The organism is Limosilactobacillus ingluviei str. Autruche 4 (assembly GCF_000312405.1).
GTDB lineage: Bacteria > Bacillota > Bacilli > Lactobacillales > Lactobacillaceae > Limosilactobacillus > Limosilactobacillus ingluviei.
Genome location: NZ_HE997176.1, coordinates 26,548 through 42,674 on the forward strand (window position 1 = coordinate 26,548; position 16,127 = coordinate 42,674).

A 16,127-nucleotide genomic window follows, 5' to 3' on the forward strand; every position below is an offset into this window, starting at 1 on the left:
TTAAGCCAAATGACCTGACTGTCGCAGAATACTACGAACAGCAGGCCATTTAAGACTAGCAATTTTTCATTTTTTCAGACTGTCAACTTGACAGGGTACAGTACCCTGGCCAGCGGATTTTGGCTTCATCATTAATTCTCTCTCTCATTTAAGTTACGGTTGTTAGTTTACGGGAAAGGGCCGGGCTGGTCAATTTTAGTTACTGATAAAAAGTAAGCTAAATTCGTTGACGAGCGGGCGTATCATCTGGGACAGACTAAAAAACGGAGGAAATAATAATGAGCCAACCATTTTTTGACCAGACGCACCAAGAAGTCCAAGCCGAAGCCAACTGGCTAGCGTGGCCGGATGCCGATCTGGAAACGACGCCGGCGGCGCCCCACGCCCTGGTTCATCATCCAGCCTCAACGCCCCCGGCAACGGTGGCCAAAGCCCGACGGCACTGGTGGCAACGCAAGCGTTCGGCCTGAGCAGATTAAGTGTTAATCAACGCCATTAATGGTATCCTAACGCTGTACTAATTAATTGTAAGCGTAACGTTTCGGTTACAAATGGAGGAAAAATTAATGGAAATTATGTACTGGTCGGACATTGCCTGTCCGTTTTGCTACATTGGGGCGACCCGTCTCAAGCGGGCGTTGACCCAACTTGGTTTGGCGGATACGACGCCGTTGGACTTTAAGACCTACCAGCTGGATCCGACTTTAAAAGCCACCAGTGACGTCAAGATGGCGGCCCACTTTGCCCAAGCGCACGGGATGACGGCCGAACAGGCCAGCCAACGCTTGGCGCAGATTGAACTGGCGGCGGCACCCGACGGCTTGGACCTGGATTATGCCAACGCGATCCCGGTCAACACCATGACGGCGCACCGCTTGATCAAGTACGCCAAGGCGGCAGCAACCCCCGCGCAGGTAGATGATTTGATTCAACGGCTGTACCAAGCTTACTTTAGCGAAGGCAAGTCGGTGGCGGACCACGCCGTCTTACAAGCAATTGCCGCGGCCGTGGGGTTAGAGGCTGAAGCCGTGGCGGCCGTATTGGACAGCGACCAGTATGCCGACGAAGTACAAGCCGACATTCACGCTGCTGCGAACTTAGGGATTCGGGGGGTGCCGTTCTTTGTGATCAACCAAAAGTACGCCATCTCAGGGGCCCAGCCGTATGAAGCCTTTGTGGCGGCCTTAAAGAAAGTGCAAGCAGAGGAGGAAGCAAAATGAGTGAAGAAAAGCAACCCAGCTTAAAGTTGACCGACCTCGGGGCCGCGCCCGCCACGGTGTGTGGCCCAGCGGGCTGCAGCTTAGCGGACCACCAAGCGGAAACGAAGGAAAAGTAAAAAGTGGCTGCCCGATTTTGGGGCAGCCATTTTTTAATACCAGCCAGTCCAGTGGTGCAGCCACGTGGCCAAGGCCGGGCAGTAGTGCAAAGCTATCACGCCGAGCAAAGCAAGCCCGAGGATGAACCCGGCGGCCAATCTAATCCAGGGGGTACGCATGGGCGGGTGTTCCTTTCTTTTTTGCGCTTAATTTTACCATGGGGCAGTCCGGAAGGTGATGGGCGGGCCCCTTTTTCGGAACGAAAACAACAAAAAAAGCACCGCCGAAGCGATGCTACCTGAAGCGGGTAACGAGAATCGAACTCGCGACTTAACCTTGGGAAGGTTATGTTTTACCACTGAACTATACCCGCAAGTGATTAAATCAATCAACTTTTATATAATACCATATTTTTGGCGCTTGTCACCCCTTTTTTGGAAAAAAGTTAATTTTTTGGTAATTAAATTAATTACCCCGCGCTAAGGCTACCTCATCGTGGTGCTTAGCGCGGGGCTTTAATTAGGCCAAGGTCACTTCTCCCGCGACATCGGTCTCAAAAAAGGTTTTTACGGCAGCCAGGTTCATCCCCTGGCCCAGGGCCCACATCAACTTGGTGATCGCACTTTCCGAAGTCATATCGTGGGCACTGATTGCCCCTTCCAACAGGGCCTGGCGCCCGACTTCGTACTTGGTCAAATCACTGCGTTCATAGAGGCACTGACTGGCGGCCACGACCGGAATGTTTTGCCGGCTGAGCTGGCCAATCACGGCGGCCACGTTGCGCCGGATAAAGGTCATCCCGCCCAGCCCGTAGCCCTCGATCACAAAACCGTGACAACCGCTTTGGGCCATCGCCAGCAGGATTTGCGGATCAAAGCCGGGAAAGAGTTTAATCAACGACACGTTCAAGTCGAGCTTGGTATTTAAGGTGCACGGCGCCTCCGGGGCGGGCTGGGTCGCCCGGAATACCAGGCCATCGGAGGTAACCTCGGCGATCGGCGGGAAATTGACGCTTTCAAAGGCATCAAAGGCGGTCGTTTTGACCTTGACGGTCCGGCAGCCCCGCATTACCTTGCCGTCAAAGGCCAAGTAGACTCCCGGGGCACAACTGGCCGCAGCCGTAAAGGCCAAGGTTAGATTGCGGGGGGCGTCGCTCAAAAGGACGTTCATCGGGACCTGACTCCCGGTTAAGACGACCGGAATGTCCAGGTTGGGCAACATGAAGGTCAGCATCGACGCCGTGTAGGCCATGGTGTCGGTCCCGTGGGAAATCACGATTCCCGCGTAAGTTTGGCGGGCTTGGTAGACTTTTTCGGCCATCAAGCGCCATTCTTCGGGCTGAATGTTGGACGAATCAAGGGCCAAAATGTCGGCTACGTCAATCTGGTAGGGGAGGTTTTGCAGGGTTTGCAGCAAATCTTCCCCGGATTCCCCGGGCGTCAACCCGGTTTGCGAAGCAACAGAGGCAATCGTGCCCCCCGTCGAAAGGAGCAGCAGTTTTGGTTGGGTCACAGTTTTCCACCTGCTTTATTCAGATTTTCCCTTAAATTATAGGGCTTTTCCGGCTGGGGTCAAGACTGAGAAAAAGTAAGCTCAAAGGGATTGACAAGCGGGCGGGGGTTCGATATGATTATGACAATTCAATGAGAAAACGCTGAGAAAAGATGAGTAAGTTCCGGAAAGCATTAAGCGAGCCAGGGGTGGTGGAAGCTGGCGGCGAGAAGGAACTGAAGATGGTCTGGGAGCGTGATGCCAGCAAGGCGACAAGCTGGGCACGGGTGGTCTTCGATAACGGACCGGGTGATGATCAGTCACTACTAAGGGTCCTTGGGGGCTAAATTCGGGTGGTACCACGCTGCGGCGTCCCGCTTTTATTGCAAGTGCAATGAAAGTGGGACGTTTTCTTTTTTCAGGGCTCGGCGCACCAGCAAACGGAGGGAAGACATATGGCAAAACACAAACAAGGCAAATGGTGGTTTTTACTGGGGCTCGCGGCGATTGTCGCCGTCGGCCTGGGCTTGCATTGGGTCACCAATGGGCAAAATCATGATGAAGAGACAATTACGATTGGTTCACTTGGGGCGGACGTTAAGGCCTGGCAACACATCGCGGCCAGTCCAGCTGCCAAGGAGGCCGGCCTCAAGATTAAGGTCAAGTCCTTTACCGATCCGGTCCAACTCAACCGCGGGACGGCTAGCGGCGAAATTGACGTTAACGCCTTTCAATCCTGGGCCTACCTGCAAAACTTCAATCACGAAAGCAAGCAAAAGCTGGCGGCCTTAGGGACGACCTACCTGGAACCAATGGGAATTTACTCTAAGAAATACCACCGCGTAAAGGACCTACCGGATGGAGCGACGATTGCCTTGGCCAACAACCCGGCCAACACGGCACGGGGGTTGAAGCTGCTGGCCAGTGCTGGCTTGCTTACCCTGAAAAAGAGCTTTGGCCCGACCAGCGGGACCAATGAAATCGCGACGAATCCGCACCACTTTAAGTTCGAAGAAATTGATGACACGACTGGACCGCGGGTGCTCAACTCGGTGGACGCCGTCTTGATCGGGAACACGATTGCCTTAGAAGGGCATTTGAACGTCTTGAAGGATTCGATCTACCACGAAAAGGTCGATCAAAGTACCAAGGACAACGTTAACGTCTTAGCAACGGCGAAGGCCAACGCCCATAAGGCCGCATACCGCAAGCTGGTCAAACTCTACCATGAGCCAAAGATCCAAAAGTGGATTGCCGACCAGTACCAAGGGACCAAGGTGGAAGTTGACAAACCCTTGTCCTACCTGACGAAATAATGGGATTAAACCGCTGGTGGTGGGCGCCAGCGGTTTTGCTTGTTTAAGATTGTGAACAATAAATCAGGTTTTGCCTATTAAACTTTAACAATGACGCTGGAGCGGGCCCTTAATTTTCAGCCGTAACAAGGCTTAAAGCAAGGTGGGACAACGGTAGCGGTGCGGATATAAATAAATTTAATCTCGGTATAAATATTCCAAAATTAAATAAAAGTCTTGCAAACCGCTTCACAATATTGCAAAATAGAGCCAACCAGAAGTGTTTTTTGAAAGGATGTGCCACATGAAAAAGTACATTGCCATTCCGGGGACCAACCGGGCGGGCTCGACCAACCGGCGGCTCTTGCAGTTTATCCAACACCACTTTGCGGATCAAGCCGCGATTGAAATTATGGAGATTGGCGGCCTGCCGGTCTTTTATAAGACGCCCGACCGGAGTTTGCCCGCCGGGGTGGAACAGATGGTGGCTAAGTTGGCCGCGGCTGACGGGGTGATTATTTCAACGCCAGAATACGACCACGGGGTGCCCGCCGTTTTGATGAATGCGCTGAGCTGGCTGTCCTACGGGGTCCATCCGCTGGCTGACAAGCCGGTGATGATCACCGGGGCCTCGTACGGAATGTTGGGGACGTCGCGGGCTCAAATGATGTTGCGGCAAATGCTCGACTCCCCTGAATTAAGCGCTCGGATCATGCCGAGCTCGGAATACATGGTGGGGCACTCCTTGCAGGCCTTTGATGAGGATGGCAATTTGAAGGAAGAAGAGCTGGTCGACCGACTCGACGGCTTGTTTAATGATTTTGAAACCTTCGTTGACGTCAACAAGAACCTCGTTTACAACCGAGAACACGCGATGAACGATATTCGCAAACTGGATTTAAAGAATATGGCAACCCAGGGGGAATAAGCAGATGAAGTTAGTTGGAATTGTCGGCTCAATCGCCGCAGATTCATACAACCGCAAATTAATGCTGTACATGGCCAACCGCTTTAACAACGTGGCCGACATTGAAGTCTTAAGCATCAAGGACGTACCGATGTTTAATGAAGACGATGACCAAACCAACAGTATGGCGGTCCAATACTTAAAGCACCGGATTGAAAATGCCGACGGGGTCATCATGGCGACGCCGGAACACAACCATACCACGACGGCGGCCTTAAAGAGCACGATCGAATGGCTTTCCTACAAGATCCACCCCTTGGCCGATAAGCCGGTCTTGGTAATCGGGGCGTCCTACTTTACCCAAGGGTCATCACGGGCCCAGTTAGACCTGCGTGAAATCTTAGAGGCCCCGGGGGTCAACGCTTTGGTGATGCCAGGAAATGAATTCTTGCTCGGCAACGTGCGGGAAGCCTTTGATGAGCAAGACAACCTCAAGGATCAAGCGACCGTCAAGCGGCTCAACGACCTGCTGGTTCAATTCACCAAGTGGGTGACCGTCCTGAAGGCCTTAAAGGGCCCCGAAGCACCCGACGCGTGGAAAAATGAGGACCTGACCGCCAGCGGCAAGACCGATACGACGATCGAAGGGGTCGAGATGGATGATCCGAAGTGGGTCCAAAAAGCGGCAGCCAAGACCCATGCCGCTGTCGGCAGTGACTACGTCCAACTCGACTCTGGGGTGCTGACGGTCGACCAAATCAACTGGCTACTCAAATCAATCCCGGCTGAATTAACCTACGTCGATGAGAACAACCAGTTTATCTACTATAACCATAAGAACCCGGCGACTAAGATGTGGGCTAAGCGCCGGCCGGACCAAACCGGCTTGCCGCTCAGTGAAGTTCACCCCGACATCCGCAACGTCCACGACCACGTCAAGCAAGTCATTCACACCCTGCGGACCGGCAAGCAGGACCTCTTCCAACTGGCGGAACCGGTGGATAAGAAGAACGTCAAGTGGGTGGTCAACAACTACCAAGCGATGCACGATGAAGCCGGCAACTTCCGCGGGGTCAACGAAATTGTGCTCGACTTCTGGCCAATTGTCGAAAAGTACCTGGCGATGACCGGCCAAAAGCTGGTCGACGATCCGGCTAACCAAGTCGATACCGGGGCCTCCGCATCGGTCAAAGCAGATGCTACGCCAAGTCCGGCCCCAAGCGTTTCGGCTGCTGATACGGGGGCGTCAGCTTCGGTCAGTGCGGATGAACAACCCGCTCCGTCGACTCCCGCGCCAAGTGCCACGCCAAGCGTGGATGCCGGCGCCTCGGCGTCCGTTGATGATGATGCGCCGCTGCCCGAAATTGATACCACGGCCAGCGCCAGCGTTAATGATTAATTAACTTCAACACACTAAAAGGCCCCTGGGCAATTGCCCGGGAGCCTTTTAATTATCAGTGGTAATCCTGGCTGAGGCCGTCGAAGGTCTTGCTCAGCAGGTTCAAGAGGGTGGTTTGTTCGGCCGGCGTTAAGCTGGCCAGCGCCGTTTCGTTGACGGTCTGATTGATCGCCCAGAGCTGCGGGAGGATCGCTTGGGCTTGAGGAGTTAAAAAGAGGGCTGACTGGCGCGCATCCGTGGGAGCCTGGCGCTTGGTGAGCCAGCCTTGCTTGACCAAGCGGTCGACTTGCCGGGTGACGGTCGATTGGTCGCGGACGATGCGGGCCGTCAGATCAGCTTGGTTAATCCCTGGTTGTTCGGCAACCACTAATAAATAGTAGTAGTTGACCTCGGAGAGCCCCAGCGGGCGTAGGGCGGCGTCAAGTTGGTGGCGGATTGTGGTATTGATGATCGCCGTAGCCCGGATCAGATCATTTGTCATGCGGATGGCCCCCCTTCAAGTACTGGGCAAACAGCCCGATTGCCACAAGATTAAAGAGGAAAGTAACGCCCATCGCCCAACGCATCCCGGTGACCGAGCTGGCCGGCAGACTGCTGACGACGACCACCAGGGTGACCGCCAGCGCTCCGGTCATTTGCCGGAGCGCGTTGTTCATGGCGGTCGCTTGACTGATGTCCTTGGCGGCCATTCCAAGATATGATTCGGACATCAGCGGGGAAAAGGCGATCCCGATCGCCATCATCCGGCCGGCGTACAGGACCGTTAGCCACCACAGCGGGGTGTGGGCGGTAAAGCAGAGGGTGGGGATGGTGGTGATTAAACATAGGCTCAAGCCCGTCCAGACCAACGCTTTGATACCGTGGCGGTCATACAAGCGGCCCACCACAGCGCCAACTAAGGTATTGACTACCGCGCCGGGTAAGAGGATCAACCCGGTCAGCGCGCTCGATTGGTGGAGTGAATTTTGGGCAAAGACCGAAACCATCTGCTCGGTACTTAGCAGGATCATAAACAGCAAGGAAGCAATCGCTAGCGTCATCGTAAAGGGGCGGTAATTAAAAACGTGAAAGTCGAGCAGGGGGCGGGTGAGTACTTGTTGCCGCCGGTAAAAGAGCAATGATACCACCAGCCCAGCAATCAACATCAGACTGCCGATCAGAATTTGGGTCGTCAATACGGTAAAGCTGGCTAAGGTCAAGCCGGGCCCGATCAAGAGCAAGGGGATCGACCAAGCATCAATTTTGACGGCCTGCGGGGTCGTATAAGCCGGCAGGGCAAAGAAGCCAATCAGCCAGATGAGCGCCATGAAGGGCAAGACGACCCAAAAAATCGACCGCCAGCCCCAGAGGTTTAAGATCACCCCAGCCAGGGTCGGCCCGATCGCTGGCCCAAAGGAAACCACCAACGATGATAAGCCCATGATCGTGCCCCGTTTTTCCGGTGGGAAAATCGTGACCAACGTCGTCATTTGTAAGGAAACCAACAGGCCCCCCGCTGCGGCCTGAATCAAGCGGGCACCTAGCAGGGTCCAGAAGTTAGTGGCCAGACAGCCAACCATTGTTCCCCCTAAAAAGAGGGCGATGATTGCCAGGAAGAACTGGCGGTTGTTGTATTTTTCGTACAGATTAGCTGATAAGGGGGTGATGATCCCAATCACTAAGGTGTAGCCCGTCGTCAGCCACTGAACGACGGCCAGGGGCTGGTGGAGCTGAGCTTCAACCACCGGCAGGGCAGTGACCACCATCGTCTGGCTCATTAAACTGATAAAGGACGCTACCAACATAATGGCCGCAATAACGGTCCGTTGGCGAGGTTTTAATTGATACAAAAAATTTCCTCCATTCCATGCAGATGCATTTAAATTCCGCTTGCCATTTTACATGCATCTGCATGAAAAAGTCAAAATTAATTTAGATGAGAAAAGCTGGCAAAACTTTAATTTTGGTGGTTGACAAATGAGAGTTTTCTCATTATGATAGTGACAATCAATCGAAGTTAAACAGTGATCGGCACGATGAGAGAACGAGTAGCGTCCCGAAACCTGCTCAGAAAAGCCCGGGGGAATGTGACGGGTGGAGGTTAGGGGCGTGAAGATCAGTCTTGAGTGAACCGGGGTTATCCACCCTTACCGGGCTTAGAGGCTCCAGGAATGGGGTGAAGCTAGGTGGTACCACGGTGAAAGTCGTCCTAATGACAGGGCGACTTTTTGTTTAATGAAGGATTGAAAATACATAGGAAATGTTTTTTTAGAAAGGATGAGCACTATGGCAAAGGCAAAAGCATCTGAATTAGATTGGAACAAGTTGGGCTTTGGTTATCGAGACCTGCCCTATTCCTGGCAAGAAGAATATTATGATGGGGAATGGCTCGGTGGCGGTTTGACGTCTGAATCCAACCTGGTCTTAAATGAAGCGGCCCAAGTGCTGCACTACGGCCAAGAAGTTTTTGAAGGGTTAAAGGCTTACCGGACCAAGGACGGCAAAGTGCAGTTGTTCCGGCCAGAAGAAAACGCCAAGCGGCTGAACGACTCGGCCGACCGGCTAATGATGCCCCACTATCCAGTCGACAAGTTCTTAGCCGCAGTTAAGGCGGTTGTTAAGGCTAACGAAGATTTCGTACCACCGTACGGGACCGGTGGGACCCTGTACTTGCGGCCGTACATGATCGGGACCCAGCCATTAGTTGGGGTGACGCCATCGGAACACTTTGTCTTCCGGATCTATGCCACCCCAGTTGGCGCTTACGTCAAGGGCTTGACGCCAATGCCGTATGTCCTGTCCAAGTATGACCGGGCCGCCCCAGCTGGGACGGGTCGGGCGAAGACCTCCGGCAACTACGCGGCCAGTCTGTTACCAGAAATGGAAGCGAAGAAGGCCGGCTATGCTGACGCTCTTTACTTAGACCCGAAGGAACACAAGTATGTTGACGAATTCTCTGGTGCCAACTTCTTTGGGGTTACCAAGGATGGACAATTCGTAACGCCAAAGTCGGACTCAATCCTGCCTTCCATCACCAAGCGTTCCCTGCTGCAAGTTGCCGAAGACTTAGGCTTGAACCCGGTTGAAAAGCGGTTGACCTTAGCGGATCTTGATGACCTGGCCGAAGCCGGGGCAATGGGGACGGCGGCCGTGATCTCCCCAGTCGGTTCCTTAACTGATTGGGACGGCAAGAAGCACGTCTTCTACTCTGAAACCGAAGTCGGCCCTGTGACGACCAAGCTCTACAACGCCCTCTTCGCCGTTCAAGTCGGCGATGCCGAAGACAAGCACGGTTGGGTCGTGCCAGTAGACTAACCTTAATCACACTAAAATCTCTCTTTCCAAATTAGAAAAATCTACACCCTCCTTTTAAGCACGCGCCCTTGATCCAGGCGCGTGCTTTTTGATGAATGTTAACTTATTATTCGTAAATAGTTCACTAAAACAACATACTTAAGAAATGATTGCTAAAAATAGATTTTTATTTGAATAGTAAAATAAAAATCGATTGACAACATATTTTTGATAAAGCATTTTACTTACTCATTGATCAGTAATCTTATTTCAACTATAGTTGTGGTCGTGCTTGTAAAAGAGCGCACAAGGAATTTTGACAATTGAATATTAAAGGAGGATTTGAAGTTTGAAACACCAAGGCCTAGGAACAGTCCGGGGGCTGCTGCTGTGGTTAGGGGCCGTAATGGTAACCCTGACCCTGTGGGGCGGCCAACGGGTTCAGGCTGACGTGGTTGATTCAATGGGCCCAACTTCAATGCTGAGTACATCAACGAATCACACCGTTGCCTCAACAACTGCAGACTCAACCGCGCCGACAAATGAGGTAACCCATCCGCCGGCAGCTTCCCCAGCATCGGAACGTGAGATCAGTGGTCACATTGCGAGCCTGACAGTCCAAGGAAATAAGGATGCTAATGGCATGTATAGCCAAGGGGCAGAAGTGAAGATTGAAGGATCATTCAATGATGCCAAAGGGCCCATTCACAGTGGCGATCACATTGATCTGGCCTGGTCAACGGATAACGAAGTAACTCCGTACTTAGTGGCCTTTTCTGGGCAGACTGCGTTAACTCATCACGGTGTGCACATCGGGGACTTTACGGTAACGGAAACGGGCGGCCAATTGACCTTTAACGATAACGTTGAGCAATTCATGAGTGGGGTCCAGGGAACTTTTTTCTTTAATGCCAAGCTCTACACCCGGAGTCAGCAAGACGGGATGGCTAAATTAGTAGTCGGTCCCTATGTTGAATTCTTAGCAGTCAAAGGGGTACCGCAATCATCGGATAATCCCGGCGCGCTTACGCACGACCAAACGTGGTATGGTAATAAAAATGGTCGCGCAGTTCCTTGGAACGGTAAAAACTGGGTTGACTGGGATGTTCGTTTAAACGAGTACCGGGCCTACTTGGCCGCACCGATTAAACTGCATGACGTGATTCCAGCCGGCTTGCGGTTGGATCCGGAGCGATTGACGTTTTGGATTGATAATGATGAGCCAATTAATTTGGCAGCTTTCCAAGCACGCTACCCGCACTCATCAATCCAACTGAACGGAAATACGATTACGGCCGTCTTTAGTCAAGATGAATTTTCTGGTCGTCGGATAACGTTCCGTTACAAGACAGAAATTCAGGATTTAAACGCCCTAAACTTTACTAATTCTTTAGCGGGGGCGTACCAGTTGCAAGGGCAAGAAGTTCAAAACTTTACGTACCAAAAAACGGTTCAAAATATCAGTTTTGGAGCTGACATTACGGGGATGCTCCCGGGGGAACTGAAGATTTTTAAGTACTACCCAACTGATAAGGGACCACAAGCGCTAGCGGGAGTAACCTTTAGGATTAAGAATGTTGCGACCGGCGAAACGTTTGAGGCAACAACTGAGCAAAACGGGATTATTACTCGTCAACGAATGTTGCCAGGAAAATATGAAGTGCGTGAAATCAGCGCACCGGATTGGATTGATTTTGCTAAGGTTCAAGGGCAGGTTTGGACCGTTGAGGTCTTAGAAGACCAACCCGGTCAAACCCTGATGATCAAGAACGAGAAAAAGCGGACGTCAATTCCGTGGACGGACTACAGTAACAATCCGGCAAAGACGGTGATCCCGTGGACGGACTACAGCAACAACCCGGCAAAGACGGTGATCCCGTGGACGGACTACAGTAACAATCCGGCAAAGACGGTGATCCCGTGGACGGACTACAGTAACAATCCGGCAAAGACGGTGATCCCGTGGACGGACTACAGTAACAACCCGGCAAAGACAGTAATTCCGTGGACGGACTACAGTAACAATCCGGCAAAGACGGTGATCCCGTGGACGGACTACAGTAACAATCCGGCAAAGACGGTGATCCCGTGGACGGACTACAGTAACAATCCGGCAAAGACAGTGATCCCGTGGACGGATTACAGTAACAATGTAGCAAAGACGGTGATTCCGTGGACGGACTACAGTAACAATGTAGCGAAGACGGTTAAGCCAGCTTTGCCAGCTGAACAACCAACAAAATGGCTTCCGCTGGCTCCAGCAACTGTAATCACAATGAATCAACCAAATTCTACTCCGCACGCAACCTCAATCACGATAACCGACCAGACACCGGTTCGTGATACGAATCAAGCTCAGTTGCCACAAACTGGGACGGCGAGTGAATCAATTCTTTTGGAAATTGGTTTGGCCTTGCTTAGTATCTGCTTCGGGGTAAGCAGAACGCGGTGGAAACAGTCTTAAAAATATTAAGTCATCGATCGAACGGATCGGTGGCTTTTTTGACAGTTGGTAAAAGATTTTGGTTAATTCTTAATCCTGGTTTAACAGCTTTCAGATCATGAGTTCAGATTTAGATAACAGCAACAGGAAGATTACAACATTGATCTGTCAAAATGCCGCATGGTCCGGGCCAGATTAACGTAAATTTCATAGGGGGTGGTAAAATGAAAGATAAAGGGGGGAACGGTATGCAACAAGAATCACTCTTTGCCAATCCAGGGCAAACACCGCTGGCTGATCGGGTGCGGCCGCGCAACTTGAGCGAATTTGTCGGGCAACAACACCTAGTCGGCCCCGGCAAGATTTTGCGCGAATTAATTGATAAAGACCAACTGTCTTCAATGATCTTTTGGGGGCCGCCGGGGGTCGGCAAAACCACCCTGGCCAAGATCATTGCCCAGCGGACCCAGGCGGAATTTGTTACTTACAGTGCGGTGACGTCCTCTATTAAAGACATCAAGGCGTTGATGCAACAGGCACAGGCCAACCGGGATTTTGGCCAGCGCACGGTCGTCTTCGTGGACGAATTTCACCGTTTCAATAAGGCCCAGCAGGATGCTTTTTTGCCCTTTGTGGAAAACGGCGCCATTATTTTGATTGGGGCGACCACGGAGAACCCGTCCTTTGAAATTAATGCGGCCCTGCTGTCGCGCTGCCGGGTCTTTGTCCTCAAAGAGTTGACGGCATTGGACATTGAAACTTTGCTGACCCAGGCCCTGAAGCGGGGCTTTAGCTTTCCGGTCGAAATCGCGCCGGCCCTCCTGAAGCAAATTGCCGCCTTTGCCAACGGGGATGCCCGGATTGCTTTAAACACCTTGGAAATGCTGGTGGAAAATAGTGACCGCCAGGACAACGGCCAGGTGACCGTTGACGCCGGCTTGCTCGATCAGCTCTTAGCCGGCAAACCGCTGCGTTACGATAAAACCGGTGATGAACACTACAATTTAATTTCGGCCGTCCACAAGGCGATGCGCAATTCGGATGCGGATGCGGCGGTTTACTGGGTCAACCGCATGTTGGCGGGGGGTGAGGATCCGCTTTACTTGGCCCGGCGGTTGGTCCGCTTTGCCAGTGAAGATATCGGTCTAGCCGATCCGAATGCCTTGAATTTGGCGATCAACGTTTACCAGGCCTGCCAATTTTTGGGGATGCCGGAGTGCAATGTTCACCTGACGGAAGCGGCAATCTATTTGAGCTTGGCTCCCAAGTCTAACGCGGTGTACCAAGCGACGCTCAAGGTTGCCAAGGATATTAAAGCCACGCAAAATCAACCGGTCCCGTTGGTGATCCGCAACGCCCCGACCAAATTAATGAAGGATTTGCACTACGGGGCTGGCTACCAGTACGCCCACGAGGCCAAAGATAGGTTGACGAGCATGCAGACGATGCCAGACCAATTGGTGGGCCACCGCTACTACTACCCCACTACGATGGGGATGGAAGCGCAGGTTAAGCAACGGTTGCAGGCCATTCAGCGCTGGCACGCCACGCACGATCCGCAGCCGAGCCCGCCGTCGGATCAGTAATGAAAAGGGACTTGTTTTTAGGGTGAGAAACGAGTAAAGTAGATAAGGTTTTTGTAAGGCTGTGGCGCACGCCAGGGCCTTTTTTACATACAGAGCATGGAAAGGAAGAGAAACGATGAGCAAAGCAAGAATGCGTGGAGGCGACTACCTGGCCCTCCTTGCGGTCGCCCTGCTGACCTTAATTGGGATCCTAGCGGAAACCGCCTTAAACGTGACCTACCCGGAATTGGCGCAGGTCTTTCAAATTTCATTGGATATCACCCAGTGGCTGACGGCCGGGTACCTCTTGATGGTAACGATTATGATGGGGACGACGGCCTATTTGTTGAAACGCTTCCCCGCCAAGCGCCTGCAGTTAGTGGCGGCCCTGCTCTTTATCGTGGGCGACGTCGGGTCTGCTCTGGCTATGAATTTTCCGGTCTTGATGGTCAGTCGCTTGTTGCAAGCGATGGCGACCGGTTTGAGTACCCCGATGTTTTTCCACTTGATCTTCACCTTGGTGCCGCGGGAAAAGCTGGGCGCGATGACCGGGGTCGCCGGGATGGTGATCTCCTTTGCGCCGGCCTTGGGACCAACCTACGGGGGCTGGTTGGCAACGGTGTGGTCCTGGCGGGCGATCTTTTGGTTTGTGCTGCCCGTGGCTCTAATCAGCCTCTGGTTGGGCCAGCGCTTTATTACTGCGACCCCGGCAAAGCAGCCCGCGCACTTTAACTTAGCCAGCTTCTTGGCGCTGGCGTTGGCCATGTTTACTTGGATCTACGCCTTGTCGATGATTGGCCGCTTTGGTTTCACCGGGCTCTTTTATTGGTTGCTGGTCCTGGCGTTAGCCCTCTACGGCTTCTTTATTTACCTGAACTTTCGGGGCGCGACGCCGCTGGTTGATTTACGGATTTTCCAACACTTGGCCGTTAGTCTGGATGGGCTGACCTACTTCTGCTTGCAATTTATCAATATTGGGTTGTCGCTGGTGATTCCGATCTACGCCCAGTACACCTTGCACGCTTCGGCCTTTATCTCTGGGGCGATTCTCTTGCCTGGGACCCTGGTGGGGGCAGTGATGTCACCGTTAGCGGGGGCCTTAGCCGACCGGGTGGGCTTTGCGGTTCCGGTCATCGGGGGCAGTTGCTTGCTTACTTTGGGAGCCGCCGGCTTTTTCTTTGGTCAAGCCCAATTGACGGTGCTAAAGATGACCTTGCTGTTTGTCGTGTTGCGGGCCGGTTTTAACATGGCCTTTGCCAATACGATTTCGAATGCATCCACCCATGTTGCACTGCAAAATACCGCGGACGTCAGTTCTTTGTTTAACATGCTCCAACAACTAGCTGGGGCGACCGGGGTCGTCTTCTTGGCGTCATTGATGGCGTTGTTTGAAAACCAGGGGACGGGCACGATGGCGGCCCGGACCTACGCAGGGGGCCGAGTTGATTTTCTGCTGACCTTGGGCTTTGCCCTGGTGGTCTTGGTAGCGGCCTTAGTGAACTATCATTTTCAGGCCCACCGGCCGCAAACCCGCGCCTAATTTTCTCGCTCCCTTTGGCTGAAGCGGGGATGCTTTGCGCTGCGGTTTGAATGTGGTAGGCTAGAGAAAACGTTGGGAGAAAGTGCTATGCAAATTATCATTTCACCGGCCCGCCAAATGCGAAGCGACCCGGATGCTTTGCCTTACCAAGCTTTACCAGTCTTTTTGCCCCAGGCGGAAACGATCCTGGCGGATTTGAAGCAACGGTCCGTGGCGGAATTAAAAGCAATCTGGCAGTGCAGCGACCGGCTGGTTCAACAAAATGTGACGCGCTTGGCGACGATGGACTTGAAAAAGGACCTCACCCCGGCCCTGCTGGCCTTTACGGGGCTGCAATACCAAGCGATGGGACCGGGGGTCTTCGATGATGCCGCCTGGAATTATGTCCAGCAGCACCTGCGGATTCTGTCGGGTTTTTACGGGGTCTTAAAGCCCTTGGATGGGATTGTGCCATACCGGCTGGGGCTCAGCGATGCCGCTCAGGTGGCCGGGACGGCCAATCTATACCAGTACTGGGGCGAGCGGCTGGCTGCGGAAGTCTACCGGGAAAGTGACCTGGTCTTAAACCTGGCTTCAGTCGAGTATGCCAAGGCGATTACGCCCTACCTGACGCCAGCGCGGCAATTGGTTACTTGTCTGTTCGGGGAAGTGCACGCCGGCAAATTCAAGCAAAAGGCGACCCAGGCCAAACAAGCCCGGGGCAACATGGTGCGTTATTTAGCTGAACATCAGGTGACTACGCTCGCCGGGGTAAAAAAATTTGCGGTGGCTGGCTTTTGTTATCAACCAGCTTTGTCAACGCCTACAAACCTGATTTTTATTAAAAAATAGGCGGATTTAATGGGATATCATTAGAAAAGTAATCACAGGGAATCGTTTTCTCCAAAATTGCTGATCT

The 16,127-nt window shown here is 52.7% G+C and carries 13 protein-coding genes and 1 tRNA gene; 10 read left to right on the forward strand and 4 right to left on the reverse strand.

The window, feature by feature from the left end; translation table 11 throughout:
• Positions 1 to 278: 278 nt before the first annotated feature.
• Both BN54_RS08215 and BN54_RS08220 read left to right on the forward strand, forming a co-directional pair.
• Positions 279 to 470 carry a hypothetical protein gene (locus BN54_RS08215; RefSeq protein ID WP_019206714.1) on the forward strand — a complete coding sequence of 64 codons (192 nt, stop codon included), beginning with the start codon at positions 279 to 281 and terminating at the stop codon, positions 468 to 470.
• A 96-nt stretch (positions 471 to 566) separates the two neighbouring features.
• Positions 567 to 1,220 carry a DsbA family oxidoreductase gene (locus BN54_RS08220; protein ID WP_019206715.1) on the forward strand — a complete coding sequence of 218 codons (654 nt, stop codon included), beginning with the start codon at positions 567 to 569 and terminating at the stop codon, positions 1,218 to 1,220.
• A 398-nt stretch (positions 1,221 to 1,618) separates the two neighbouring features.
• On the opposite strand, the gene BN54_RS08230 is transcribed toward BN54_RS08220, so the two are convergent.
• Together BN54_RS08230 and BN54_RS08235 are read right to left on the reverse strand one after the other, a co-directional pair.
• Positions 1,619 to 1,689, reverse strand: a tRNA-Gly gene (locus tag BN54_RS08230).
• Positions 1,690 to 1,835: 146 nt separating this feature from the next.
• The gene (locus tag BN54_RS08235; RefSeq protein ID WP_019206717.1) at positions 1,836 to 2,828 is read right to left on the reverse strand and encodes an asparaginase; all 993 of its coding nucleotides are present in this window, start codon (positions 2,826 to 2,828) and stop codon (positions 1,836 to 1,838) included.
• A gap of 434 nt (positions 2,829 to 3,262) precedes the next feature.
• Between BN54_RS08235 and BN54_RS08240 the strand changes: the two genes are divergently transcribed.
• The 3 genes from BN54_RS08240 (at position 3,263) to BN54_RS08250 (ending at position 6,408) form a co-directional block, all read left to right on the forward strand.
• A complete protein-coding gene (locus tag BN54_RS08240) occupies positions 3,263 to 4,123 on the forward strand; it encodes a MetQ/NlpA family ABC transporter substrate-binding protein (protein WP_019206719.1) in 861 nt (286 codons plus the stop codon).
• A 283-nt stretch (positions 4,124 to 4,406) separates the two neighbouring features.
• Positions 4,407 to 5,030: an NADPH-dependent FMN reductase gene (locus BN54_RS08245; RefSeq protein WP_019206720.1), complete on the forward strand. Its 624-nt coding sequence runs from the start codon at positions 4,407 to 4,409 to the stop codon at positions 5,028 to 5,030.
• A 4-nt stretch (positions 5,031 to 5,034) separates the two neighbouring features.
• Positions 5,035 to 6,408, forward strand: a complete 1,374-nt coding sequence (locus BN54_RS08250; RefSeq protein ID WP_019206721.1) for an NAD(P)H-dependent oxidoreductase — start codon at positions 5,035 to 5,037, stop codon at positions 6,406 to 6,408.
• Positions 6,409 to 6,463: 55 nt separating this feature from the next.
• Here BN54_RS08250 and BN54_RS08255 read toward each other — a convergent pair whose 3' ends face one another.
• Both BN54_RS08255 and BN54_RS08260 read right to left on the reverse strand, forming a co-directional pair.
• Positions 6,464 to 6,889, reverse strand: a complete 426-nt coding sequence (locus tag BN54_RS08255; RefSeq protein ID WP_019206722.1) for a MarR family winged helix-turn-helix transcriptional regulator — start codon at positions 6,887 to 6,889, stop codon at positions 6,464 to 6,466.
• The gene (locus BN54_RS08260; protein ID WP_019206723.1) at positions 6,879 to 8,237 is read right to left on the reverse strand and encodes an MFS transporter; all 1,359 of its coding nucleotides are present in this window, start codon (positions 8,235 to 8,237) and stop codon (positions 6,879 to 6,881) included. Before BN54_RS08260 ends, BN54_RS08255 begins: the two co-directional genes overlap by 11 nt.
• Positions 8,238 to 8,673: 436 nt before the next feature.
• Here BN54_RS08260 and BN54_RS08265 point away from each other — a divergent pair, with 436 nt between their 5' ends.
• From BN54_RS08265 to yaaA, 5 genes are all read left to right on the forward strand, one after another.
• Positions 8,674 to 9,702 carry a branched-chain amino acid aminotransferase gene (locus BN54_RS08265; RefSeq protein ID WP_019206724.1) on the forward strand — a complete coding sequence of 343 codons (1,029 nt, stop codon included), beginning with the start codon at positions 8,674 to 8,676 and terminating at the stop codon, positions 9,700 to 9,702.
• Between the two features lie 328 nt (positions 9,703 to 10,030).
• On the forward strand, positions 10,031 to 12,145 hold the full coding sequence (locus BN54_RS08270) for an MSCRAMM family protein (RefSeq protein ID WP_019206725.1): 2,115 nt from the start codon (positions 10,031 to 10,033) through the stop codon (positions 12,143 to 12,145).
• 227 nt (positions 12,146 to 12,372) lie between these two features.
• A complete protein-coding gene (locus tag BN54_RS08275) occupies positions 12,373 to 13,710 on the forward strand; it encodes a replication-associated recombination protein A (RefSeq protein ID WP_019206726.1) in 1,338 nt (445 codons plus the stop codon).
• 115 nt (positions 13,711 to 13,825) lie between these two features.
• Positions 13,826 to 15,229 (forward strand): MFS transporter, encoded by a 1,404-nt coding sequence (locus tag BN54_RS08280; RefSeq protein ID WP_019206727.1) that lies wholly within the window; start codon positions 13,826 to 13,828, stop codon positions 15,227 to 15,229.
• 87 nt (positions 15,230 to 15,316) lie between these two features.
• Positions 15,317 to 16,060 (forward strand): peroxide stress protein YaaA, encoded by a 744-nt coding sequence (gene yaaA, locus BN54_RS08285; RefSeq protein WP_019206728.1) that lies wholly within the window; start codon positions 15,317 to 15,319, stop codon positions 16,058 to 16,060.
• The last annotated feature ends 67 nt before the right edge of the window (positions 16,061 to 16,127 follow it).